The sequence below is a fragment of the Gilliamella sp. A7 genome (genome assembly GCF_002142015.1).
Taxonomy (GTDB): domain Bacteria; phylum Pseudomonadota; class Gammaproteobacteria; order Enterobacterales; family Orbaceae; genus Gilliamella; species Gilliamella apis_A.
This window is the reverse complement of the sequence record NZ_NASN01000017.1, coordinates 18,491-41,675: the sequence shown is the minus strand read 5'-3', so window position 1 is coordinate 41,675 and position 23,185 is coordinate 18,491. Positions and strand designations below refer to the sequence as shown.

Sequence of the window (23,185 nt, the reverse complement as noted above, 5' to 3'; positions counted from 1 at the left end):
AAATTCAGAATGTTGAACAGAAAGGCTTTAATTGGAGTTATTTTTTTAATGAGTTGATTAATCCTAATTTTGCAAAAGCTAGTTGTACTGTTATTTCTTTAAGTGGTTTGGCGTGGCTAAGTGCTTTAGTTTTTGGACTATTATTAGCGTTAGGTAATCGCTCAAAGCGCTTAGTGTTGGTTAAAATAACCGCATTTTATATCTGGTTATTTAGAAGTTTACCATTATTAGTTTTGCTAATTTATATCTATAGTTTACCTAGATTTTGGCAAGCAAGTAGTGTTGTATTATCTAATCCTTTTTGGGCAGGGTTGATTGCATTAATTCTCAGTGAAAGTGCCTATATGGCTGAAATTCATCGTGGGGCGTTACAAGCAATTTCCAAAGATCAAATTGATGCAGGTAGAGCCTTAGGACTAAGGTACTGGGCAATTCAAGCTAAAATCGTTTTTCCTCAAGCACTGAGAATAGCCTTACCACCACTAACAAATCAATTTGTTACCATTATAAAATTAACATCGTTAGTATCGGTTATTTCATTAACTGAAATTTTATTAGTTGGTCAACAGCTTTATACCCGTAATTTTTTAGTTATTGAAACGCTCACTGTTGTTGCGATTTATTATGTAGCTATAGTGACTATAGTTACTTGGCTAATCAAGCGTTTTGAAGTCTCTTTGGATGTTACAAAACGTTCCAACATTGAGACAATTGAAGCAAATGAATTTAAGTTAATTTCAAATAAAGAGAATAATCTTTTATCAACAAGTAAACCAAGTGAGTATGTGTTAGAGTTGCAACATTTGTATAAAAATTATGGTAATACAAAAGTTCTAAAAGACATTAATTTAGATGTCAATTGGGGGGATGTTATATCGATTATAGGTCCATCAGGTTCTGGCAAAACAACCCTTATTCGAACCATTAATGGTTTATCCGACTTAGATGAAGGAACGATTAAATTTGAAGGAATTCCCTTTATTAATGGCGGACAAATACATGATGAACAATTCTATAATCGAATTGTGCATTTAGGGATGGTATTTCAAAATTATAACTTATTTCCCCATAAGACTGTTTTAGAAAACCTACTGTTAGCGCCTGAATATCATGGTAAGGATTTAGCGATAACGAAACAATTAGCTTTAGCTTTATTAGATAAAGTTGGGATGTTAGACCATGCTTATAAATATCCGCATCAGTTATCTGGTGGACAGCAGCAAAGGGTTGCAATTGCTAGGGCATTGGTTATGGAACCAAGTATTATTTTGTTTGATGAACCTACATCAGCCCTCGATCCAGAGTTGGTTAATGAGGTTTTGCAAGTTATTGCGCAACTAGCAGCCGAAGGTATGACTATGTTAATTGTTACTCATGAAATGTCTTTTGCATTTAAAGTTTCTAATCGTATTCTCTTTATGGAAGAAGGACAGATTATTCATGATGATGCGCCTAATGTTTTAAAAAATAGTGATGATAAACGTTTACAACAATTTCTTAATCAGAATGAACGTTGATAATAAAAATTTAAACTTAAAAAATAATAGTTAGAATGATTGAGGTATAAGTGATGCAAGAATTTCCCGAAATAGGTATTTTACATCGTCGTAAAATTGAAGCAGAAATAATAAAACCTATATATGAAATATTAACACGCGATTATGGTAAAGAGGTCGCTAAGGCGGTTATTGGCGAAGCGGTTGCCCAAGCAGCAGTTGAATCTGGAAAAGAGTTTGCTGCAAAGGAGCCCAATGGTACTAGCGTTGAAAGTTTTGTAGCCTTACAACATCTGTGGGAACAAGATGATGCTTTAATAATTACTGTCGTTGAAAACAGTCATGAGCGATATGACTATAATGTCCATCGATGTCGATACGCAGAAATGTATCAGCAAATGGGATTAGCTGAAATTGGTTTTTTATTATCCTGTAATCGCGATAGTAAATTTATCGAAGGCTATGCTCCGCAAGTTAAATTAGATCGTCCTCATACTATTATGATGGGTGATGGTATTTGTGATTTTCGTTACTGCCTAAGGGGCAAAAATAATGAGTAGTTTACAACCCAAAATTAATATTACACGCCTTGAAAAATTGCTTGATGATTTTGCTCAAATAGGCAAGACTAAAAATGGCGGTGTGACACGTTTAACATTAACGAGTTTAGATAAACAAGCCCGTGATTTACTTATTCAAATTAGTCAATCTGCTGGTTTTAAAGTTCAAGTCGATGCGATAGGTAATATTTTTATACGTCGAGAAGGCCTTAAAGATTTACCAGTAGTGATGACCGGTTCACATGGTGATAGTCAACCAAAGGGTGGCCGGTATGATGGGATCTATGGCGTATTAGCTGGTTTAGAAGTTTTACTAACGTTAAATGATTATAATATTCAAACTAATCACCCTATAGAATTAGTGATGTGGACTAATGAAGAAGGTTCACGTTTTGCGCCAGCCATGATGGGATCAGCTGTTTTTACTGGCAAGCTGGATCTTGATCAAGCTTATGCGATAAAAGATCAAGATGGTATTACGGTTAAACAAGCATTAGAAGATATTGGTTATTTGGGTAATGCTAAAATAGCCAATCAATCAATTAAAGCCATTATTGAGGCTCATATTGAACAAGGTCCTATACTTGAACAACAAAATCAAACAATTGGTATTGTTAAAGGTGCGTTTGCCCAGCGTTGGTATGAAGTCACATTGACGGGTTTAGCTGCCCATGCAGGAACAACGCCAGTCAATATGCGCCAAGATGCGGTGGTGGGATTATCTGAATCTGTGACTGCTTTAAACCGACTGGCATTACATCCAGACAGCAAAGATATTAGGTTAACCGTGGGTATGATAACTGTCAGCCCAAATTCTCGTAATGTAGTTGCGGATCATTGTTTTTTTACTATAGATCTACGACATTATGATTCTGAATTATTGGCAAACTTTGAAACGCTTATCTATGCTCAATTATCTGAAATAGCTGAAAAATTGAATTTAAAACTGGACATAAAAAAAGTGCTTAGCATGCCATCTATCCATTTTGATCTAAACTGCATAACGTCAGTTAGAAAGGCGGCAATAAAAAATAATTATTTGGCAATTGAAATGGTTTCTGGTGCAGGTCATGATGCTTGTCATTTGAGTAGCATTGCGCCGACTTCAATGATATTTATTCCTTGTATCAAAGGGATAAGTCATAATGAAGCTGAATCGATAACTACTTCCTGGTGCAAAGCCGGAGCAGATGTTTTATTGGATACTTTATTAGAATTATCGCAATAAATGATATTACTTCCAACCAACATGAAAATAATTTGGTTATTTAAATTAAAGCGGTGCATTATCAATAGTTATAAAATAAAAAACTGGAAAAGTTATTCATTTATTATTGATTAGTTTATTTTGTCCTAATGCGTATGCAAAACTAATCAATATTTGTTTAAATGATTTCGAGTAGCAACTTTTATAAGTTATTTCGTTAAATCTTGAGCAATAAATATAATTGTAAAGCATTTAAATTTAATATTAAGCTCTAGTCAATTTAACAGCGCTAAGACTTTTAAATAATGTATTTTGTGTTAGCTGAGTATTATAAATATGGAATATGAGGTTTAAGAAAATTGATTCAATCGGCAATTGAAAAATATTAAAAATCACTTAAAATTATTTGAAATTAAGATAAAAAACTTACCATCATTATTGATGGTAAGATTACTCTCTAATCTACAGTTATCTATTGTTCTATATTCTTGAAAGATTTATCGTTTCACATTTCTTTAGGATAGTCACTTTTTATCTACAAAGTTTTTTCTTCGCTCCATTAATTTAATTAGTTGTTTTTAAATCAATCAACCGAGTAATAGGAGTAAATAATGGTTAAAAATGTTAAGAACAGAAAACTAACTATCTTTATTTCAACGCTATATTGCTCTTTGTTTTTTTCTTCATCGTTATTTGCTTTCCAAAAAGATTCAATAGAGGATTTTTTAGGCCATGAAGTAGGGATTACTTATCACACAAACGAACAAGCAGTAAGTAGTAAAGAATATTTACCTATTTATCCTGATGACGGGACACCTGAATTTGAAGCAGATAAAATTCCTTATTTATATGGTTATAACCTTAAAGATACCGAGCATTGGCAACAAGCAATACAGGATGCTGATTTACATATTGCTAATGTGGCTAAAATTTTTTCCCAACCGCTCGGTATTACGATTTCACCGGAAACTACGCCTACTTTGTATAAAATGCTTGGCGATCTATTAGTTGATTCAGCGGATAATGCCACTAAAACGGCCAAAGAGTTTTATATGAGAAAACGTCCGTTTGTCTATTTTGGTAATTATTCTTGTCAACCTACTGATGAAGAAGATCGATTACGACAAAATGGATCTTTCCCATCTGGTCATGCCGCATATGGTTGGACACTAGCATTAGTTTTAGCTCAAATTGTTCCTTCTCATGCAGAAGCGATAATAAAACGAGGTTATGATTTTGGTCAAAGTAGAGTAATTTGCGGTGCTAATTGGCAAACAGATGTCAACGCTGGTCGAATAGTTGGTGCTGTAGAATACTCAAAGTTGCAATCTATTCCAAAATTTCAAGAAGATCTGCGCAAAGCTACAGAAGAAGTTAATCAGCAATATAGTCTATTAAAATAATTGGTTCTATCTCCCCTTAGTTTATAAATAACTTAGTTTATAAAGGGCTTAGGGGAGAGCTATTATGATTTTTAAATGCTATCTAATTTACACTTAATGCTCGTTTAGAACCGCACAATGAATTTATTAATATGTTATTAAAGTGCTACCATATCAAAACCATTCAATAAAATAGTAAAAGTAAGATAACATTAGGTAATATCAGCAAAGATAATATTTTCTTAACATTAAAAAGATTTTAGTTTTATAGTATAACCGGGGTTTATCTTAGAATATTACTCTACGAATACTAAGTATAAAATTGTTTGCAGATTTTAATATTAATATTTTGTGTCATCTTCGTTTACCAATTAATTGATAATAAATTAGTTTTTTAGTGCTTCTAATACTAATCTAAATACATTTGAGTGCCCCTTGCGACTTGGATAATAAATATAAAAAGGTTCATATGTGATTGAATATTCAGGTAATAATTCTATAAGTTGTCCTGATGCTAATTCATTTTTTACATCCGGATAACCAATCCAACTAATACCTAAACCATCAAGAGTAGCTTGTTTTCTTAAATGATTATTGATTGTGAAGTGAGAAATAGGGTGATATTGAATAATATTACCTTTATCGAAAAACTCCCATATCGATTCCATTCCATATTGGGTTGAAACTTTTTTGCCAATTAATAAATGTTGATCTAAATCATTTATCTGTTTTGGTTTTGTTCTCTGACGCAAATAATCAGGACTAGCTACTAAAGTCATTCGCAAAGGATCTGATATTTTTAGGGCTATCATCTCTTTTGCCAAATCATTGCCGATTCGGCAGCCCATATCGAAACCTTGTTTGACAATATCGACTAAGTTATTGTCACATTGAATTTCAATTTTAATTTGTGGATAGCGTAGTGAGAATTGACTTAATTTAGGGTATATAAAATTTTCAATAGCAATATTCGATGCATTAATTCTAATGGTACCCGATGGAGTATCAAGGTAATCCCCAAGAGCGGCTACTTCTTCATTGATTTGTCGATATAAAGGAGCTATTTGTTTATAAAGTTGTTCACCAGCCTCTGTCAATGATAGGCTTCGAGTCGTGCGATTAAATAGCCGTAAACTCAAACGTGTTTCTAAGTTTCGCATGCTATGACTGAGTGCTGATGACGAAACACCTAAAGATTTAGCTGCACCAACAAAGCTTTTTGCTTTAGCTATAGTAATAAAATAGTTTAGTTCATTATAGTTATACATCGGATATAAATAGAAAATTAATGAATTTAATTCATGATACTATAAATGAATAATACGTTTATCTCAATAAAAGTTAACGATAAAATAATCATAATTAAAATTGAATTTTTAACAATTTATTAAATTATTCAATCTATTATTAGCTATTTAGGAGAGAGAGTATGGATTATATAAAATTAGGTAATTCAGATATTGAAGTCTCACGATTTTGTTTAGGATGTATGAGTTTTGGCGATCCAGCTAGTAAAATGCATGATTGGACACTTAATCCAGAACAAAGCGAAACAATTATTAAACATGCCTTAGATCTAGGAATTAATTTTATTGATACAGCAAATACATACTCTAGTGGTACCAGCGAAGAATATGTAGGAAGAGCGATTAAACGAAATATAGCTCGAGACAAAGTAATATTGGCTACTAAAGTCTATTTTAATGAAGGGCATTTATCTAAAACAGCAATTGAACGAGAAATTGACGGGTCCCTGAGACGATTAGGTACCGATTATGTTGATTTATATATTATCCATCGTTTTGATTACAGTACACCAATTGAGGAAACTATGGCTGCTTTACATCGTTTAGTACAGAGTGGCAAAGTACGAGCATTAGGTGCTTCTGCGATGTATGGTTACCAATTTTATAATATGCAATTAGCCGCTAAACAAAATGGTTGGACGCCGTTTGTTTCGATGCAGAATCACTATAATTTATTATATCGTGAAGATGAAAGAGAATTAATTCCCGTTTGTAAGCAATTCAATGTTTCATTAACCCCTTATAGTCCTTTAGCAGCAGGTAGACTCTCTCGATTAGAATGGCAAACCAATACACTACGTAGTAAGACTGATAAGACTGCTGTTGCTAAATACGATAGTACCCAACAAATCGACATGAATATAGTAAAAAGAGTTAATGAAATTGCGCAAAAATATGCTGTAACCATGACTCAAGTTGCTCTTGCATGGCAATTTGCTAAAGGCGTTGCTTCACCAATCATTGGGGCAACTAAAATTCAATATTTGGATGATTCGGTAGGGGCATTAAAGGTTTCATTAAATAAGGATGATATTGCTTATCTTGAAGAACTTTACTTGCCTCATCGTATTGTCGGTGCACTTTGATTTGTTGCAATCAACAAGATTAAATTTACTGACAAATATCCTTGGCATATTTGTCAGTAACAGTCACTAAATTTTTCCTAAATTTAAATATTTTTGCATCTCTTCTTTCGGTACCATTCCGCCGCCAGTTGCCCAGACTAAATGAGTCGCATTTTGTAATTGCTGAGGCGTAAATTGCATACGTTCTAAATATTTAGAATTATTAGTAACAATGACGGGACCTTGCATACCAGCTAGGGCAGAAGGTTCAAGTTGCATGTTTTCGGTTTTATCCAGTAACGCTAACAAATCATACATATCCTGATCCGACAAGGTATAATATCCATCTAACAGACGTTGCATCGCTCGTCCAACAAATCCAGAAGGCCGACCAACAGCTAAACCATCTGCGGCGGTAATATTATCAATGCCGATCTCTTGTACCGAAATTTTGTCATGTAAACCAGTATAAACCCCTAGTAACATACACGGTGAATGGGTCGGTTCAGCAAAAATACAATGTACATTATCACCGAATGCCATTTTTAAACCAAAAGCAACACCGCCAGGGCCACCACCTACACCACATGGTAAATAGACAAAAAGAGGATGATCTTTATCAACTTTAATTCCCAACTCATTGAGTTGTTGTTTCGTGCGTTCACCTGCGACTGAATAGCCTAAAAATAGGGTAGTAGAATTTTCATCGTCGATGAAGAAACATTTTGGATCAGATTCTGCTGCTTTACGGCCTTGTTCAACGGCAACACCATAGTCTTGTTCATATTCAATAACATTAACACCATGATCTCGTAATTTCTTTTTTTTCCATTCTCGGGCATCTGCCGACATATGTACGCTAACTTGAAACCCGAGTTTAGCGCTCATTATGCCAATTGATAAACCAAGGTTACCAGTTGATCCTACCACAATACGATATTGACTAAAAAACTGTTTAAATTTATCAGAATATAATTTGCCGTAATCATCTTGTTCTGATAATAGTTCATTTTCAATGGCTAGTTTTTCAGCGTGAGTTAAGACTTCATAAATACCGCCTCGAGCTTTAATTGAACCAGAAATTGGTAAATGACTATCTTTTTTTAAATAAAGCTGACCTGCGATATCAACATTATATCTAGCTTCAAGAGCTGTTTTCATATTAGTAATTTCAACTAACTGTGATTCAATAATGCCCTTGGTTGTCGCAGTTTCAGGGAAAGCTAATGCTAAATAAGGTGCAAAACGTTTTAAACGTTCGCTTGCTTTTTTTATATCCGTTTGATCAAGCCCAACGTAAGGAAGACCTATTGCTAAAGTAGTTATATTAGGATTAAACCAACTGCATGGTTGAAGCTGAATTAATTTTTCTATTAATGGTTTATCGGCTATAAGTGTTTGTATCTCTGTTTGATTCATATCGCTCCTTGAAAGATATCTAAATAAAATTAGATAATAAAAAAGTAACCATTAATGCCACTACTGAGGCAATGAATGTTGCAGTGGTGTAGTATTTTAAAATTTCGCTCATAGTTGCACCACAATATTGCTTAACAAGCCAAAATAATGAATCAGTAACTATGGTACAACCAATAGCTCCTGAACCTATAGCTAATGTAATGATTTCCGGACTGATATCAGGATAAAGGACCAGCATCGGTGATACGATTGCTGTGGCACCCATCATTGCAACTGTTGCTGAACCTATGGCTGCATGCAAAATTATTGCTATTAGCCATGCCAATAAAATTGGATGCATATCTAAATGAGATAAAATACTTGCTAAACTATTGCTCAAGCCACTTGCTTTTAAAATACCATTAAATGCACCGCCAGCGCCGATAATTAATAAAATATTGCCAATTGATGAAAAGCAATCTTCAGTTTTATTGAGTAGGTCATTTATTTTCATGTCACGTCTTAGACCTAGCATATAATAGGCAACAAATGCCGCTATAAACATAGCAGTAATAGGATTGCCGATAAATTCTAAAACAGTATAAATTGACGTGTTTTTATCCATGTTTAACTCAGCAGTTGTTTTTATCAACATGAGAAAAACGGGTAATAATACGGTAAACAATGTCGCAGCTAATGAAGGCAATTCTTCTTCAGTTCTTATTTTTAAATCGAAAAATTGGTCCGGTACTGCTTTAAATGGAATTCTTTTTTTAATCATTCTTAAAAAAATAGGACCTCCAGCTATTGATGCAATTATTCCAATAATTAATCCATATAAAATTACACTACCAATATCAACGCCTAAAGCATTAGTCACATACAGTGCAGCTGGGTGAGGTGGAACAATACAATGAACCGTCATAAGTGCAGTACACAATGGAATCGCTAACATTAACAATGACATTTTGGTTTTTTTAGCAATTGAAAAGACTAATGGTATCAAGAGTACAACACCGACCTCAACAAATAACGTTATACCGCAAATCATGCCAATCAATACCATAATAACATCAGGTGATAACCAGCGGCATTTTTGTAAAGTAATACCGATGCGTTCAGCTGCACCTGATATTTCTATCATTTTTCCTAGAATAGTACCTAAACCAATTACTGCAGCTAAAAAACCGAGTGTACCACCAATACCATCTTCAATAGAAGCAATCATATTTAATGGCTTCATTTTCATCAATACACCAACATAAAAGCTGGATAATAATAAAGCTAAAAATGGATGAAGTTTAAATTTGATTATACTTATTACAATTAATAAAATACTTGAAATTAAAACACCTAACTCCCAAATCTGTGAATCCATAATGTTTTCCTATTTCAATGAAAGTAAAAATGAGCGCGTATTAGATTTTATGGGGAGATAACTGACAAATGATAATTAATCATCTTCACATGAGTAATACTCGGTTGAATAAGCATTATGCTGTAAGAAAGTAGTAGTTATTAATTTAATTAATTGTATTTGAGTTGTCATTTTTAGTTAAATGTTAAAAAAATTAGGTAAGTAAGGATGTGCAATGTTGGATGATGATCGTTTTATTACCACTAATCGATTGGTATCAGGATATCAATTAGCAAAATTTCACACTTTTGAAGCTGCTGCACGTTATTGTTCTTTTATGCGTGCAGCCGAAGAGTTATGTATTACCCCAAGTGCCGTTAGTCATCAAATTAATAAACTTGAAGAAGAATTAAATTTTAAGTTATTTAACCGGTTTCATCGCCGGATTGAGTTAACTCAAAATGGTAAGAATTTATTTAATATTTTAAAAAAATCTTTGGCGATACTAAATAGAGAAATATTTGAAATAAAGAGTCAAGAATTGATGGGACAACTAACCATTTATTCGCGTCCTTCCTTTGCAAAAGAATGGCTTGTACCGAGAATATCTGAATTTAACAAAAAACATCCTTATATTACCTTGAATATTTTAACCGGCAATGGGGTAGTTAATTTTAATCGGCACTGTGTTGATTTAGCAATTTATTATGATGATTTGCAACATGAAGATTTGGATGTTTCTCATATAATGAGTGAAACAATTGTGCCGATATGTAGTCCCTCATATGCTGAACAGTATCAACTTAATGAATGTGTTGAAAATCTAAAACATTGTCTAATATTACACGACAATCAAGCGTGGCGATATGATTCTAACTTCGATGAATGGCAATCTTGGGGCAAGCACTTTAATCTAGATATTGATTTTGAAGATTTGCCGACGATGTTATTTGATCGATCCGATTTAGCTATCGTCGCGGCAATTAATCATTCGGGTATCGCAATGGGAAGAAAAAACATAATTAACAAATATATTGCGTCAGGTGAGTTAATCACACCATTTCCAAATATGGCTTTAACATGCAAACAGCGTTACTATGTAGTCTCTGCTACTAGGCATCGCAATCCAAAAGTGAAGGCTTTTGTTAGATGGTTAAAAGAAAATCTGGTTGAGCAGCCGGTTGAAAATGTTATCTAAAAATTAGTGAAAAATAAAGAGTAATTGTATATATCTATTATGAATATAGATATAATTTTTTCGTATTATCCCAATAGTTAATCACTATCTATAATGTTATCTCTAAATAATAGAATTAGTTGTTCAATTAGATTAACTTACTGATTGAAATAGGGAGTGATAATGAAAAAATATATTTACTTAATTCTGCTGTTGGGTTTGACTCTGATTGGCTGTGACAATAAGTCAGAATCAGCCAAAGAAAGTCAGCAAGACAAAAAAGAGATCGTTGTTGGTTTACCGCCAAGTATGCACAATATAATGATGGAAAAAGTCATTAAGCCAGCTTTAGAGCAAAAGGGGTATAAAGTCAAACTGGTCAATTTTAGTTCGCTAAGAGACTCAAATACCGCTATAGTTGAAGGCAGTATTGATCTAAATGCAGCCCAGCATCAAGCTTATCTTGATGTATATAATAAAGAAACTAAAAGTGATCTTGTTTCTTTAGTCCATATTCCTTCTATTTCTGCTGCGCTTTTTTCTCAATTGCATGATTCTATAGATGAAATTGCTAATGGCCAAACAATTGTCATTCCTAATGACCCTTCAAATAAGGCAAGATCATTATTATTCTTGCAAAGCTTAAATTGGATTACTTTAAAACCTGAGAGTAAATCAGGAACATTAGATTTAAATGATATTGCTGACAATAGATATAATTTGAAATTCAAATCAGTATTATCGGAATTAATTCCAAGAATTCTTAATGAGGTTGATTATGCAATCATGCCAGGAGGGGTTGCTTGGTTAAGTAAAGTTCCAGCTGATAATGTTTTAGTGCAAGAAAAGTTAACACCTAATCTAGAATTAATGGTGGTTGTAAAAAAAGAAAATTTGAACAGTAAATGGGCTCAAGAGATAAAACAACTTTACCAATCAGATGCACTTAAAAAATTTATTAGTGAAGATTCTGATGCGAAAGGTCGTTTTATCTGGCCACAACAATAAGCAAACAATTATCTATAAACTATTCTAGTAATAAATTAGGATAGTTTATGTTGTTGTACATAACATTGCATATTTATAAATAATTAAAATAAATTTATTGTGTAGGTTATTATAGCATCAAAGGTTTGATTTGATTTTAGTATTTCTTAATAAAGAGTTTTAGATTTTGATGATTTACTCTAAAATTCGTTGTGTTAATATTTATGCACTTTGATGTGAAATTTATATAAAAAAGTAGTTAAATGTGATGAAAAAAATAAAATATTCTCTTATATTAGCTTGTAGCATAACGCTTTGTAGCTGTTTTAATGGTCCAACCTCTCAAGTTCGTTTAATTGATAATCCTACTGCCAATGAAATTAAGTTAGTAATTGACGGTAAAGATGTTGTCATTCCCGCTAACTCAAATATTAACTATACTTTTGAATATGGTAAACATAATTTAGCTTATAATAATGAGTCGTTTGACATTGTGGTAAAACCTGTAAAATTTGATGGTACAGGCATTATTAATCCAACCCAAAGCAACTATATGTTACATACTTTTATCTATGCAACTGACAACACAAATGATGAAACGTATAACAAATTATTTCAGAAATCACTTAATAAAGTTGATGTTATCTTAGATGGTGAGCAAGTAGAGATTGCTCTTCCTGTGAAAGTGGTTAACGATTTTTTTATTGAAGATCGAGATAATAGATGGGATTACTCTATCGATGAAAATATTCCAGACGAAATCACTGAAAAACTTAATAAAAATCAATCCTATCAATCTCGTAAAATTAAAATGTATCGTGAAAGTGAATATTTGAAGTTTTTAAAAGAAGATTGGTTAGAAGAGGAAGATGAAGTTAGTTTTCCTAATAAACCTAAAAAATTGTCTGAAATTAATCAGTATGTATTCCCGAAACTTGATTTAGAAAGTATTACATGTAATGAAGGTAAAAAATATTTGCAGGATACATTAGATAAATGGCAACAACTTTTTAATTTAACAGGAAGTGATTTTGCAAGTAAGTATGAAGGATTAGGGGGATATGATGGCATGCATGCCTTACTTGATTCTAAAAAACTTTGTCCTAACGAAAAAGATCCTGAACAAACTTATTCCAAAGCTATTAGGCCTTTAGATGAAGCATTAACTAAAGGACGTGATATATACTTTTTTGTAATCAAATAAATCTGAAAATCTTTTAAAGATCAAATTATAAAAAATAAAAGGCACTAAATCTTATAATTAGGTTTAGTGCCTTTTAATTTTTCTATTAACAACATCATTTTTTTTATGTTAAAATTTGAACTCTTTCGATATAAATTAAATAAATAAATGAATGGATGTTATGAAAAGATTTAAATATTCTCTGCTATTAGTATGTAGTATCTCTTTGGTTGGTTGCTTTGAATCAAGCACTACAGGAAACTCTATAAATCGTTTGATAGATAATCCAACAGACAAAGAAATTAAAATAGCAATTGATGGTAATGAATTAGTTATTCCTGCCAAATCAAGCGTTAAATATGAATTTGAATATGGTAAACATCAATTAACCTATAATGGTCAATCATTAAATTTTTTAGCTAAACCCGCAATAGTTAATAATACTGGATTTATCAATCCAACCCAATCTAACTATTATCTGTATCGAACATATTATACCAATAGCCAAGAAAATTACGAAAGTAGAATCAAAGCGCATCTTAAAACATTCGAAGTGACTATCAATGGTGAACCTCATGAGATAGAACTTCCAATTAAAATTATTAATGATGTATTTATTGAAAGAAATGATCGTAAATATGATAGTGCATGGGATTATGGAATAAATGATAAGTTACCAGATGAAATAAGAAGTAAAGGTATTACTAAGAAGGATAAATTGTATCGTGAAGCTGATTTTATTGATTATCTAGCTGAATCTGAAGAAGATCTTAAGACAATGCAATTTCCAAACCAACCGAAGAAATATGCTGATTTAACTAAATATATTGTTCCCAATATTAATTTAGATAAAATTAAATGTGATGAGGGACGAGAATTTGTAAAACAACATTTAGCTGATTGGAACAACCTTTCAGTCTTGAAGGGAGATGATTTGACTAAATTATATACTCAAATAAAATCCGATAAAACTTTCAGAACAAAACACGATATTATGAAAAGATGTGTTGGAGACATAGATCCAAAACACACATATATGTATGCTACAAGAGAGATAGAGTCAGCATTAACAGATACAGATCAAATAAACTTTTTTATTACTGAATAATTGACCATATATTAATTGGTAAATAATATATTATATGAGGCACCTAATTGAACAATTAGGTGCTTTTTTTTGATGAGTAAAAAAAATTCTTAGATAAAAATTTTCCGAGTTGACAGAGACTAATTAGTATAGTTTTCAAATGATTTTATTGATATATCTCACATAAATTAGAAAAAAAACTTTGGTTAAGTTTAAATCGATATAGTATTAATGTGATATTAATAATAGAAAGGAATATCTTATGAATAAAACTAAGTTAAAAATTGTCGCATTGATTAGTGGGATTATCCTTAGTACCTCTAGCGCCTTTGCCTCACTTGAGGATGCTAAACAATTAAAAATCATTAGTTATAATGTTTATAATGGTATGAAGTTAGATGAGAGTGAAGGTAAACAGAAATATATTGAGTGGGCGAAAGCACAAGATGCCGATATCATTGCTTGGCAAGAAATGAATTTTTTTACTCGTGAAAAACTTGAAAAATTTGCAGCTAGTTATGGCCATAAATATGCGATTCTTCTAAAAGAATCGCCAGAAGATGCTGCTTTTTTCCCTGTAGCTATTACTTCGAAGTATCCAATAATTAATGTTAATAAAGTAGTTGATAATTTGTGGCATGGGGCACTTTATGCAGACATTGGAAATTATCATTTTGTCGTTACGCATATGAATCCATTTTGGACGGCTAAACGAATTGATGAGATTAATTTAATTATCGATTCAATCAAATATAGTCGTGATCCTAAAGGGAAATGGATAATTGCCGGGGATTTGAACTCGTTTTCACCAGCAGATAAATCTGACTATGATAAAAGTACCCTTTTAGAGGATATTAAAGAAAAGCAAAAGAAAAGACCAATTTTAGAAAATCTGGTTGATGGTAAACTAAGTTATACTGTACAACAAAATCTTCTGAATGCTGGTTTTATTGATGCATTAAAAATTAAACATAAAGAATTTATTGCAACTGCACCAACTAAAGTATTTTATGATCAAGCATCAGTTCCATTACGTTATGATTATATCTATGTTTCACCACCACTTAAAAATAATGTCATTGATGTTCAAGTTATAAAAGATGATTTTACGGATAAATACTCCGATCATTATCCTGTTCAGATGATCATAAAAAATAATTAATATTAATCGAACTTATTTATATAAAATATATTGATAGATTAAACGGGCAAAAGCCCGTTTTTTTATTGTGTTTATCTATTTTAAAAGACTAGAAAATAACCGTTATTTTCAATCAAAACAATATTAAAAAATTATTTTCTTGCAACAAACACTGCTCGCATTGGCGCAGGGTAACCTTCTACTGTTTTGGATAAATCGTTCGGATCTAAAAATTCCGCTAATGAATCTGATTCCATCCATTGTGTTTTGCGTTGTTCATCCAAACTGGTTTTGGATATATCAACCATTTTTATATCTTTAAAACCACATTTATGTAACCAATTTATCATGGTTGGTACTGATGGAATAAAATAGACATTTCGCATTTGAGCATAACGTTCACCAGGCATTAATGCTTGATGTTCGGTTCCCTCAATAACCAATGTTTCGAGTACTAATTCGCCACCATCAACTAATTGATCTTTCAATTGATAAAGATGATCAAGCGGTGAGCGACGATGATATAATACTCCCATTGAAAAAACCGTATCAAATGCGTTTAATTTTGGTAATTCCTCAATGCCTAATGGAAGTAAGTGAGCTCGCTGATCATTGCCTAATAGTTTTCTTATTGCTTCAAATTGACATAGATAAAGAGCCATTGGGTCAATACCAACAGCAAGTTTGGCTCCTGCACCAATCATTCGCCATAAATGATAACCACTATTACAACCAACATCGAGAACTGTTTTACCTTCTAAATTATCGATGTGATTAATCAATCTTTGCCATTTCCAATCGGAACGCCATTCAGTATCAATATCAACGCCATAAAGATGAAAAGGGCCTTTACGCCATGGCATCATAGTTTTTAATAATTGTGTGATACGTTGCTGTTCGCCACAAGATAATGGTTGCGCTGTTTTTGCGGTTACGCTACGTAATAGATCAACTTGAAAAGGGGTGATTGCTGGCAAGTGTTTAATACTATTTATCCATTGACTAAAACGGTTATCTAAATTTTGTTTTTGCCAATTAGACAATTGCGCAGGTAATACTTCAAGCCAATTTTTAAGCTTATTTTTTGCGATAATTTGGTAAAAATCACCAAAATCAATCATTCTTTTTTCCTTTATAATTGAATAAAATCTAGAGGTTATTTGATAGCAATAATTGAGCCAAAATTAAAGCATTGAAACCAGGTGTCAACATGCTCAAATCCTGCTGTTATCAGTCGTTGTTTATGGGTTGCAACGGTGTCTGTAAGCATAACATTTTCTAGCATATTACGTTTTTGGCTTATTTCCAGTTCACTATAGCCATTGGCTCTTTTGAAATCATGATGCATGTTAAATAATAATTCGTCGACAGTTACATCACTAAAACTAAACTTTTCCGATAAGACTAATATGCCATTTGGTCGCAAAGCTTGATAAATATTATTTAAAACCCGTTGTCGATTTTCGGGGGTTAAAAATTGCAAGGTAAAATTAAGAACTACCATTGATGCATTTTGCATATTTACATTACAAATATCTTCACATATAACATCGACAGGCGTATTTGATTTATAGGCATCAATATGTTTTTTGCATCGTTCTACCATAGGTAATGAGTTATCAATAGCGATAATGTGACAGTTTTCGTGTTTGATATTACGACGAATGGCGAGAGTGGCAGCACCTAACGAGCAGCCTAAATCATAAATCATAGAGTTAGGTTGTACAAATCGGTCAGCTAGCATACCAATCATTGATATTATATTCGAATAACCGGGTACTGAGCGTTGCACCATATCTGGGAAAACTTCGGCAACTTTTTCATCAAACGTCCAATCACCTAATTTATCGATCGGGGTTGCAAATAGCTGGTCTTTTTTGGTATCCATAAAAGTTATTGGTACTATAGAATCTAATTCTGTTATCATACCATTTTTTGCGTTCGATTGTTCGAGTAATTATGACTTTTGTCGATTTTATAGCCATTTTTGCAACGATTATTATCACTATTTCGGTCACATTTTTATTAGGAAAACGCTGGCAGTTTTGGTTAAACCTTGAGTTAAGCGGTTATGGTCGAATTATTTATTGGCTGATTGTCAGCTTGACCAGTGCATCGTTAATTCTTGCTAGAGTATTAAATGATATTTTAACCTCGGGATTACATCTGTTCCTGTTAACGATTGCTGGTTTGATGATCTGTAGTGTTTTTATAACACTCATTTTTGAAATTGTTTATCGGTTTTGCAAAAAGCAAATTAAACCCAATCATTGGCATAAAATCAGTTTTATTATTGCGGTTGTGGCTTTGTTTTGTTTTGGCCATGAAATGGCGATAAATCCTAAAATAGTTGATTATCAGGTTGTAATTAATAAATCAGCCAACGTTAATCATCTAAGAATCGTGCAACTTTCTGATATTCATATTAATGAACATACCTCTGCAAGAATGATTCAAAACATGATTGACAAGGTGAATAGCTTAAAGCCTGATTTTATTGTGATAACTGGTGATACACTAGATAAACGACTAAAACCTTTCGTCGAAAAAGGATTTATTGAGCAGTTTCAGCAATTAAAGTCGAAATACGGTAATTATATTATTTTTGGCAATCATGAATATTTAGGTACCCATGATGATGATAATCGTGAAGAAGATATCATTAATGCATTCAAACAGGCGCATTTAAAAGTATTAAGAGATGATATTGTTTATCTTGATGAGGTTGGTATAACATTGATAGGACGTGATGACTTTTCATCATATAAATATGATGTTAAGCGTGCCTCACTATCCGATTTAATTATGTTTTCTGATACTGATAAACCAATAATTTTACTAGATCACCAACCACGAGATATTAAAGACGTTGCAGAACAACAAGTAGATTTAATGTTATCTGGACATACTCATGGTGGTCAAATCTTTCCTATCAATATATTGGTGGCGATGATGTACAAAAATGCCAATGGTATTTATCACGATGCTGATCATCATTTCACTAGTATAGTCAATAGTGGTTACGGATTTGGTGGCCCGCCAATTCGATTGATGACTCGCTCTGAAATTGTTGTAATCGATGTATCTTTTGTCAACAAAACTACCATTCAATAAATTATCTTAAATAGGAAGCGTATTTTGAATTATCAATTTATTATTAGTAATGAAGAATTATCCAATTACTGTCAAAAGATTAAGAATAGTAGTGCTATAGCATTGGATACTGAATTTGTACGAACTAGAACATTTTATCCTCATTTAGGGCTATTACAGGTTTTTGATGGTAAACATGCCGCCTTAATTGATCCCCTTAATATTAACGATTGGCAGGAATTCTTAGCGATTTTAACCAATCCGAATATTGAAAAATATTTTCACTCCTGCAGCGAAGATATTGAAGTGTTTCTTCATGCATTTAATTGCGTTCCTTCTCCAGTAATAGATAGCCAAATTTTAGCTTCTTTTTTGGATAATCCCATTAGCAGTGGTTATGCCAGTTTAGTTAATAAATATCTTGGCGTTGAGTTAGATAAAAGCGAAACACGAACTGATTGGTTGAAACGTCCTTTGACAGAAAAACAGTGTGATTATGCTATTAATGATGTTTTATATCTGTTTCCATTAATGGATAGTTTAAAATCCCAGCTTATATCGATTGATTATTTAGCGGCTGCTTATCAAGAGTGTCAAAGTGCAATTGCACGTAAAGGTGGAGCATTTGATCCTCAAAAGGCGTACTTAAATATTAAAAATAGCTGGCAATTGAAAGGGGATAGTTTAGGGCAATTAGCTAAACTTGCTTGCTGGCGCTATCAATTTGCCAAAACTCACGATATCGCGTTGAATTTTGTGGTGCACGAAGAGATTTTATGGAAAATTGCCCGTTATCAACCAACCTCCTTAGCAGAACTTGATAAATTGGGTATGAAAGGTAAAGATATCCGTTCATATGGTCAAACAATTTTGGATATATTGCTTCAACCTATACCTATTATTCCGACAATTCAACGTATTAATAGTTATCCAAATTATAAAAACATTGTTGATTTATTGAAACAAATCGCTGAAAAAATAGCATCACAAACAGGACTTAACAGCGAATTAATACTTTCAAGACGATTAATCAATCAGTATGTAAAATGGCATAATGATAGAAAAGGTGAAATTCCAGAAATTCTGTCAGGATGGCGTAAACCATTATTTGAACAATATGACTTACCTAATTGATTAAATCATAATGGAAGAATGACAAAATTTTAGTTAAATGGTGTCAAATTACACTGACACCAATCTCTATATTAAGCTAGTTCACTTAGCATCGATTCAACAATTTTTGATGATTGGGCTGCAGCAAGTTTTAAAAATGATTGGAAATCAACTGCCGATTCATTATCTCCATTATCAGAAATTGCTCTCACCACCACAAAAGGTACTTTAAATAACCAACAAACATGGCCAATAGCGGCAGCTTCCATTTCAACGGCGATAGCATTAGGAAAAGTTTCTTTAATCCGTTCTAAATTGTTTTTACCATTGATAAAGGCATCACCACTGCCAATTGAGCCATCAACAGCATTGACCCCATGTTTTTTTATACATTGTTTAGCTAATGATTGATAATTAACATCAGCAGCAAACGAAACAGGGCAACCTGACATTTGACCTGGTTTATATCCAAAGGCGGTTAAATCAACATCATGATAAAATACATCTTTTGATACAATAATATCACCGATATTCAGTTTCGTAGACAGCCCACCCGCTGAACCGGTATTAATAACTGCATCAACTTGATAATTATTTAATAATAATGTTGTTCCTGAAGCAGCAGCAACTTTACCTATGCCTGATTGTAATAATACAATTTCACAATTGGCTATTTTACCAATATGAAAATCACATCCTAAATGACGCTCTAATTGATAATCGGTAATTTTACTCTTTAGTATGGCTACTTCTTCTTCCATAGCAGCGATAATAGCAATTTTCATATGGTCCTCTTGGCTTATTAACCGTATATTTATTTTAAATGTGCTATCATAATTGCTGTAAGTTAACTTGACAATAAATGAATATAACGGAGATAAAATTTGCGTACAATTTTTATAACAGGTTGTTCAAGCGGTATTGGATTGATTTCAGCTATCGCGTTGAAAAAACGAGGTTATCGTGTCATTGCTTCATGTCGCAAAATAGCAGACCAACAAAAATTAATTGAGCAAGGTTTTGAAACCGTTTTGTTAGACTTAGACGATGCCAATTCAATTAATCAAGCTGCACAACAAGTATTAACCTTGTGTGAAGGTAAATTATATGCATTATTTAACAATGCTGGATTTGGCGTTTATGGCCGTTTAAATACTATTAGTCGATCACAATTAGAATCACAGTTTTCTACTAACTTTTTTGGTGTTCATCAATTGACCCAATTATTATTACCGGCAATGATTGAACAAAATGAAGGTCGAATAATACAAACTAGCTCGATTGTTGGCATAGTCGCAACACCAGGTAGAGGTGCATATTCTGCCAGCAAATACGCTTTAGAAGCATGGTCTGATGTACTGCGTTTAGAGTTAGCTAACACCAATATTAAAGTTTGTTTAATCGAACCAGGTCCATTGAAAACCTATTTTTCAAATAATGTAAATCAGACCGAAAAAGAAAACATAGTAAAAAATCCACCTATTGCCAAGCGCTTTACGTTAGCTCCTGAAGCGATATTACCCTATCTGTATCATGCATTAGAGCATAACAAACCGAAAATACGTTACAGGGTAACAAAAGTAACTAAATTGGCGGCAATAGCTAAACGTTTGCTTCCAGATAGATTAATGGATAAAATTTTACAAAATAAATAATCAGTTAAACATATTTATAGGATAGATTATGTCAAATCAATTTATTTTTGATGTTAATGAACAGAATATTCAAGAAATTATTGAAAAATCAACTAGTAATCCAGTGTTATTCTATTTTTGGTCACCAAGAAGTCCTAATTATCAAGAAATGACAGATACGTTAACCAAATTAGCAACACAACATCACGGACAATTCATTCTTGCTAGCGTAAATTGTGATGAACAACAAATGTTAGCTGCTCAATTTGGGCTTAGAGCAATTCCCACCGTTTATATGTTTCAAAATGGTCAACCTGTTGATGGTTTTCAAGGTCCACAAAATGAAGAAACTATCAAAACTTTTTTAGATAAAATTTTACCCAATGAAGACGAATTGAAACTTATTGAAGCGGAGCAATTATTTAATGAAGGCCAATATGCGCAAGCATTACCTTTATTAAAACAAACTTGGACTGTACTTAAAGATCATTTAGGTAAACCAAGATCAGATATTGCGTTAATGTTAGCGAAAAGCCAAATTGAACAAAAACAACTAGCTGAAGCCAAAGAGGTTTTGGCAACTATTCCATTACAAGATCAGGATTCAGCCTATCACGGTTTACAAGCCGAAATTGAGTTACTCGAACAAGCAGCGAATTCACCTGAATTACAACAATTACAAGCTGAATTAGCTAAACAGCCAGATAATGTTGAGTTAATGATTCAACTTTCATCGCAATTAATGCAGGTTGGTCGGCACGAAGAAGCATTAGAACTGTTGTTTAAACCTTTAACAAAAGATCTGAATGCTGGCGAAGGGCAGGTGAAGAAAACTTTACTAGATCTGTTAGCAGCTTTAGGAACCAATAATGCACTTGCGGGTAGCTATCGCCGTAAGCTTTATACGTTATTATATTAAAATTGCTAAAACCAAAACTTGAAGAATTTTGGACGCTTTTTATGATTCACTGGATGAACGGGTATAACAACCTAAAAACATATTTCGCAGTAAAGTTAATGAATTAAAAAAATCGCGACAAAATTGAATTCTAGATAGTTAGGTTAAGCTATATTGAATTAAGAGATTCAACAATAGAGCATTGTTGAATCTTTTTTATTTAATGTTCGATAACGCGAGGAAAGTTTTCATTACTACGAAGGGTTAGAACTTCCACACCATTATCTGTAACTAAGATCGTGTGCTCATATTGGGCTGACAATCCATGATCTTTGGTTTTAACTGTCCAACCATCTTTCATAGTACGAGTACGCCAATCCCCAGTATTTACCATTGGTTCAATAGTAAAGGTCATACCTGGTTTCAGGATCACACCGCCATCATCAGCATCATAATGTAAAACTTGTGGCTCATCATGATATACTTCACCTATACCATGACCGCAATATTCACGAACAGAAGAAAATCCAAATTTATCAACATATTTTTGAATCGCTTTACCGATTTCTTTTAATCTGATCCCCGGTTTAATGATTTTAATGGCTTCGTATAAACTCTCTTGTGTGACTTGACATAGTTTTTCTCCGGCAACAGTTGGTTTTCCTGCAATGTACATTTTTGAGGTATCACCATGAAAACCATCTTTAATTACCGTCACATCAATATTAAGAATATCACCATCTTTTAACTTTTTATCAAAACTTGGAATACCATGACATACGACATCGTTAATTGAAATGCAGCTGGTATGCTGAAAACCATGATAACCAATGTTGGCAGGAATAGCCTTTTGCACATTAACAATGTGTTCATAACAGATCTGATCTAGTTCACCAGTGCTAATACCAGGTTTTACATAAGGTTCAATCATTTCTAAAACTTCTGCTGCTAATTTACCAGCAATACGCATTTTTTCGATTTCAGCGGGGGTTTTTAACTTAATAGACATTAATGGGTTCCTATAATTTGCATGGCAATATCCTATCATATACCGCTATTTCGTCAAATCATAGCTATTGATAAATCAAGTATAACGATTAA

Annotated in this window: 21 protein-coding genes; 14 read left to right on the top strand and 7 right to left on the bottom strand. The window is 32.8% G+C overall.

Annotation, left to right across the window (positions count from 1 at the left end; translation table 11 throughout):
- Positions 1-2: 2 nt before the first annotated feature.
- The 4 genes from B6D18_RS12990 to B6D18_RS06290 all read left to right on the top strand — a co-directional run bounded on the left by B6D18_RS12990 (position 3) and on the right by B6D18_RS06290 (position 4,666).
- The gene (locus B6D18_RS12990; RefSeq protein ID WP_371328876.1) at positions 3-1,517 is read left to right on the top strand and encodes an amino acid ABC transporter permease/ATP-binding protein; all 1,515 of its coding nucleotides are present in this window, start codon (positions 3-5) and stop codon (positions 1,515-1,517) included.
- A 53-nt stretch (positions 1,518-1,570) separates the two neighbouring features.
- On the top strand, positions 1,571-2,056 hold the full coding sequence (locus tag B6D18_RS06300) for an L-2-amino-thiazoline-4-carboxylic acid hydrolase (RefSeq protein WP_086363667.1): 486 nt from the start codon (positions 1,571-1,573) through the stop codon (positions 2,054-2,056).
- The gene (locus tag B6D18_RS06295) at positions 2,049-3,284 is read left to right on the top strand and encodes a M20 family metallo-hydrolase (RefSeq protein ID WP_086363666.1); all 1,236 of its coding nucleotides are present in this window, start codon (positions 2,049-2,051) and stop codon (positions 3,282-3,284) included. The genes B6D18_RS06300 and B6D18_RS06295 overlap by 8 nt, the downstream gene beginning before the upstream one ends.
- A 590-nt stretch (positions 3,285-3,874) precedes the next feature.
- Complete coding sequence (locus B6D18_RS06290; RefSeq protein ID WP_086363665.1) at positions 3,875-4,666, top strand: phosphatase PAP2 family protein; 792 nt, start codon at positions 3,875-3,877, stop codon at positions 4,664-4,666.
- A gap of 365 nt (positions 4,667-5,031) precedes the next feature.
- Here the strand turns inward: B6D18_RS06290 and B6D18_RS06285 are convergent, their stop codons facing one another.
- On the bottom strand, positions 5,032-5,913 hold the full coding sequence (locus B6D18_RS06285; RefSeq protein ID WP_086363664.1) for a LysR family transcriptional regulator: 882 nt from the start codon (positions 5,911-5,913) through the stop codon (positions 5,032-5,034).
- 161 nt (positions 5,914-6,074) lie between these two features.
- Between B6D18_RS06285 and B6D18_RS06280 the strand changes: the two genes are divergently transcribed.
- Positions 6,075-7,037, top strand: coding sequence for an aldo/keto reductase (locus B6D18_RS06280; RefSeq protein WP_086363663.1), 963 nt, complete (start codon positions 6,075-6,077; stop codon positions 7,035-7,037).
- 66 nt (positions 7,038-7,103) lie between these two features.
- Here the strand turns inward: B6D18_RS06280 and B6D18_RS06275 are convergent, their stop codons facing one another.
- Positions 7,104-8,435 (bottom strand): D-serine ammonia-lyase, encoded by a 1,332-nt coding sequence (locus tag B6D18_RS06275; protein ID WP_086363662.1) that lies wholly within the window; start codon positions 8,433-8,435, stop codon positions 7,104-7,106.
- Between the two features lie 19 nt (positions 8,436-8,454).
- Positions 8,455-9,792 (bottom strand): D-serine transporter DsdX, encoded by a 1,338-nt coding sequence (gene dsdX / locus B6D18_RS06270; protein ID WP_086363661.1) that lies wholly within the window; start codon positions 9,790-9,792, stop codon positions 8,455-8,457.
- Positions 9,793-10,006: 214 nt separating this feature from the next.
- On the opposite strand from dsdX, the gene dsdC reads away from it, so the two are divergent.
- The 5 genes from dsdC (at position 10,007) to B6D18_RS06245 (ending at position 15,367) form a co-directional block, all read left to right on the top strand.
- Entirely contained in the window at positions 10,007-10,969 is a 963-nt protein-coding gene (gene dsdC, locus B6D18_RS06265) for a DNA-binding transcriptional regulator DsdC (protein ID WP_086363660.1), read from the top strand.
- 162 nt (positions 10,970-11,131) lie between these two features.
- Positions 11,132-11,956: a MetQ/NlpA family ABC transporter substrate-binding protein gene (locus B6D18_RS06260; protein ID WP_086363659.1), complete on the top strand. Its 825-nt coding sequence runs from the start codon at positions 11,132-11,134 to the stop codon at positions 11,954-11,956.
- A gap of 247 nt (positions 11,957-12,203) precedes the next feature.
- A complete protein-coding gene (locus B6D18_RS06255; RefSeq protein WP_086363658.1) occupies positions 12,204-13,139 on the top strand; it encodes a hypothetical protein in 936 nt (311 codons plus the stop codon).
- 160 nt (positions 13,140-13,299) lie between these two features.
- Positions 13,300-14,226 (top strand): hypothetical protein, encoded by a 927-nt coding sequence (locus B6D18_RS06250; protein WP_086363657.1) that lies wholly within the window; start codon positions 13,300-13,302, stop codon positions 14,224-14,226.
- A gap of 241 nt (positions 14,227-14,467) precedes the next feature.
- Entirely contained in the window at positions 14,468-15,367 is a 900-nt protein-coding gene (locus tag B6D18_RS06245) for an endonuclease/exonuclease/phosphatase family protein (RefSeq protein WP_086363656.1), read from the top strand.
- A gap of 131 nt (positions 15,368-15,498) precedes the next feature.
- Here B6D18_RS06245 and cmoB read toward each other — a convergent pair whose 3' ends face one another.
- Together cmoB and cmoA are read right to left on the bottom strand one after the other, a co-directional pair.
- Entirely contained in the window at positions 15,499-16,467 is a 969-nt protein-coding gene (gene cmoB / locus B6D18_RS06240) for a tRNA 5-methoxyuridine(34)/uridine 5-oxyacetic acid(34) synthase CmoB (protein ID WP_086363655.1), read from the bottom strand.
- A gap of 35 nt (positions 16,468-16,502) precedes the next feature.
- Positions 16,503-17,273: a carboxy-S-adenosyl-L-methionine synthase CmoA gene (cmoA, locus tag B6D18_RS06235; protein WP_086363654.1), complete on the bottom strand. Its 771-nt coding sequence runs from the start codon at positions 17,271-17,273 to the stop codon at positions 16,503-16,505.
- A 32-nt stretch (positions 17,274-17,305) separates the two neighbouring features.
- On the opposite strand from cmoA, the gene B6D18_RS06230 reads away from it, so the two are divergent.
- Together B6D18_RS06230 and rnd are read left to right on the top strand one after the other, a co-directional pair.
- A complete protein-coding gene (locus B6D18_RS06230) occupies positions 17,306-18,460 on the top strand; it encodes a metallophosphoesterase (protein WP_086363653.1) in 1,155 nt (384 codons plus the stop codon).
- A gap of 24 nt (positions 18,461-18,484) precedes the next feature.
- Complete coding sequence (rnd, locus tag B6D18_RS06225) at positions 18,485-19,573, top strand: ribonuclease D (RefSeq protein WP_086363652.1); 1,089 nt, start codon at positions 18,485-18,487, stop codon at positions 19,571-19,573.
- A gap of 71 nt (positions 19,574-19,644) precedes the next feature.
- Here rnd and B6D18_RS06220 read toward each other — a convergent pair whose 3' ends face one another.
- The gene (locus B6D18_RS06220; protein WP_086363651.1) at positions 19,645-20,337 is read right to left on the bottom strand and encodes a 5'-methylthioadenosine/adenosylhomocysteine nucleosidase; all 693 of its coding nucleotides are present in this window, start codon (positions 20,335-20,337) and stop codon (positions 19,645-19,647) included.
- 99 nt (positions 20,338-20,436) lie between these two features.
- Between B6D18_RS06220 and B6D18_RS06215 the strand changes: the two genes are divergently transcribed.
- The gene (locus B6D18_RS06215) at positions 20,437-21,207 is read left to right on the top strand and encodes an SDR family oxidoreductase (RefSeq protein ID WP_086363650.1); all 771 of its coding nucleotides are present in this window, start codon (positions 20,437-20,439) and stop codon (positions 21,205-21,207) included.
- A 28-nt stretch (positions 21,208-21,235) separates the two neighbouring features.
- Positions 21,236-22,105, top strand: coding sequence for a co-chaperone YbbN (locus B6D18_RS06210; RefSeq protein WP_086363649.1), 870 nt, complete (start codon positions 21,236-21,238; stop codon positions 22,103-22,105).
- A gap of 199 nt (positions 22,106-22,304) precedes the next feature.
- Here the strand turns inward: B6D18_RS06210 and map are convergent, their stop codons facing one another.
- Positions 22,305-23,093 carry a type I methionyl aminopeptidase gene (gene map, locus B6D18_RS06205; protein ID WP_065578734.1) on the bottom strand — a complete coding sequence of 263 codons (789 nt, stop codon included), beginning with the start codon at positions 23,091-23,093 and terminating at the stop codon, positions 22,305-22,307.
- Between the last annotated feature and the right edge of the window lie 92 nt (positions 23,094-23,185).

What these genes read in the sequence shown, in the direction of transcription:
- B6D18_RS06295 (WP_086363666.1), top strand. Translation starts at nt 2,049, where the DNA reads ATGAGTAGTTTACAACCCAAAATTAATATTACACGCCTTGAAAAATTG.
- dsdX (WP_086363661.1), bottom strand. Translation starts at nt 9,792, where the DNA reads ATGGATTCACAGATTTGGGAGTTAGGTGTTTTAATTTCAAGTATTTTA.
- B6D18_RS06290 (WP_086363665.1), top strand. Translation starts at nt 3,875, where the DNA reads ATGGTTAAAAATGTTAAGAACAGAAAACTAACTATCTTTATTTCAACG.
- B6D18_RS06230 (WP_086363653.1), top strand. Translation starts at nt 17,306, where the DNA reads ATGACTTTTGTCGATTTTATAGCCATTTTTGCAACGATTATTATCACT.
- B6D18_RS06250 (WP_086363657.1), top strand. Translation starts at nt 13,300, where the DNA reads ATGAAAAGATTTAAATATTCTCTGCTATTAGTATGTAGTATCTCTTTG.
- B6D18_RS06260 (WP_086363659.1), top strand. Translation starts at nt 11,132, where the DNA reads ATGAAAAAATATATTTACTTAATTCTGCTGTTGGGTTTGACTCTGATT.
- B6D18_RS06210 (WP_086363649.1), top strand. Translation starts at nt 21,236, where the DNA reads ATGTCAAATCAATTTATTTTTGATGTTAATGAACAGAATATTCAAGAA.
- B6D18_RS06285 (WP_086363664.1), bottom strand. Translation starts at nt 5,913, where the DNA reads ATGTATAACTATAATGAACTAAACTATTTTATTACTATAGCTAAAGCA.
- B6D18_RS06280 (WP_086363663.1), top strand. Translation starts at nt 6,075, where the DNA reads ATGGATTATATAAAATTAGGTAATTCAGATATTGAAGTCTCACGATTT.
- B6D18_RS06275 (WP_086363662.1), bottom strand. Translation starts at nt 8,435, where the DNA reads ATGAATCAAACAGAGATACAAACACTTATAGCCGATAAACCATTAATA.
- cmoB (WP_086363655.1), bottom strand. Translation starts at nt 16,467, where the DNA reads ATGATTGATTTTGGTGATTTTTACCAAATTATCGCAAAAAATAAGCTT.
- B6D18_RS06245 (WP_086363656.1), top strand. Translation starts at nt 14,468, where the DNA reads ATGAATAAAACTAAGTTAAAAATTGTCGCATTGATTAGTGGGATTATC.
- dsdC (WP_086363660.1), top strand. Translation starts at nt 10,007, where the DNA reads ATGTTGGATGATGATCGTTTTATTACCACTAATCGATTGGTATCAGGA.
- cmoA (WP_086363654.1), bottom strand. Translation starts at nt 17,273, where the DNA reads ATGATAACAGAATTAGATTCTATAGTACCAATAACTTTTATGGATACC.
- map (WP_065578734.1), bottom strand. Translation starts at nt 23,093, where the DNA reads ATGTCTATTAAGTTAAAAACCCCCGCTGAAATCGAAAAAATGCGTATT.
- B6D18_RS06255 (WP_086363658.1), top strand. Translation starts at nt 12,204, where the DNA reads ATGAAAAAAATAAAATATTCTCTTATATTAGCTTGTAGCATAACGCTT.
- B6D18_RS06300 (WP_086363667.1), top strand. Translation starts at nt 1,571, where the DNA reads ATGCAAGAATTTCCCGAAATAGGTATTTTACATCGTCGTAAAATTGAA.
- B6D18_RS06220 (WP_086363651.1), bottom strand. Translation starts at nt 20,337, where the DNA reads ATGAAAATTGCTATTATCGCTGCTATGGAAGAAGAAGTAGCCATACTA.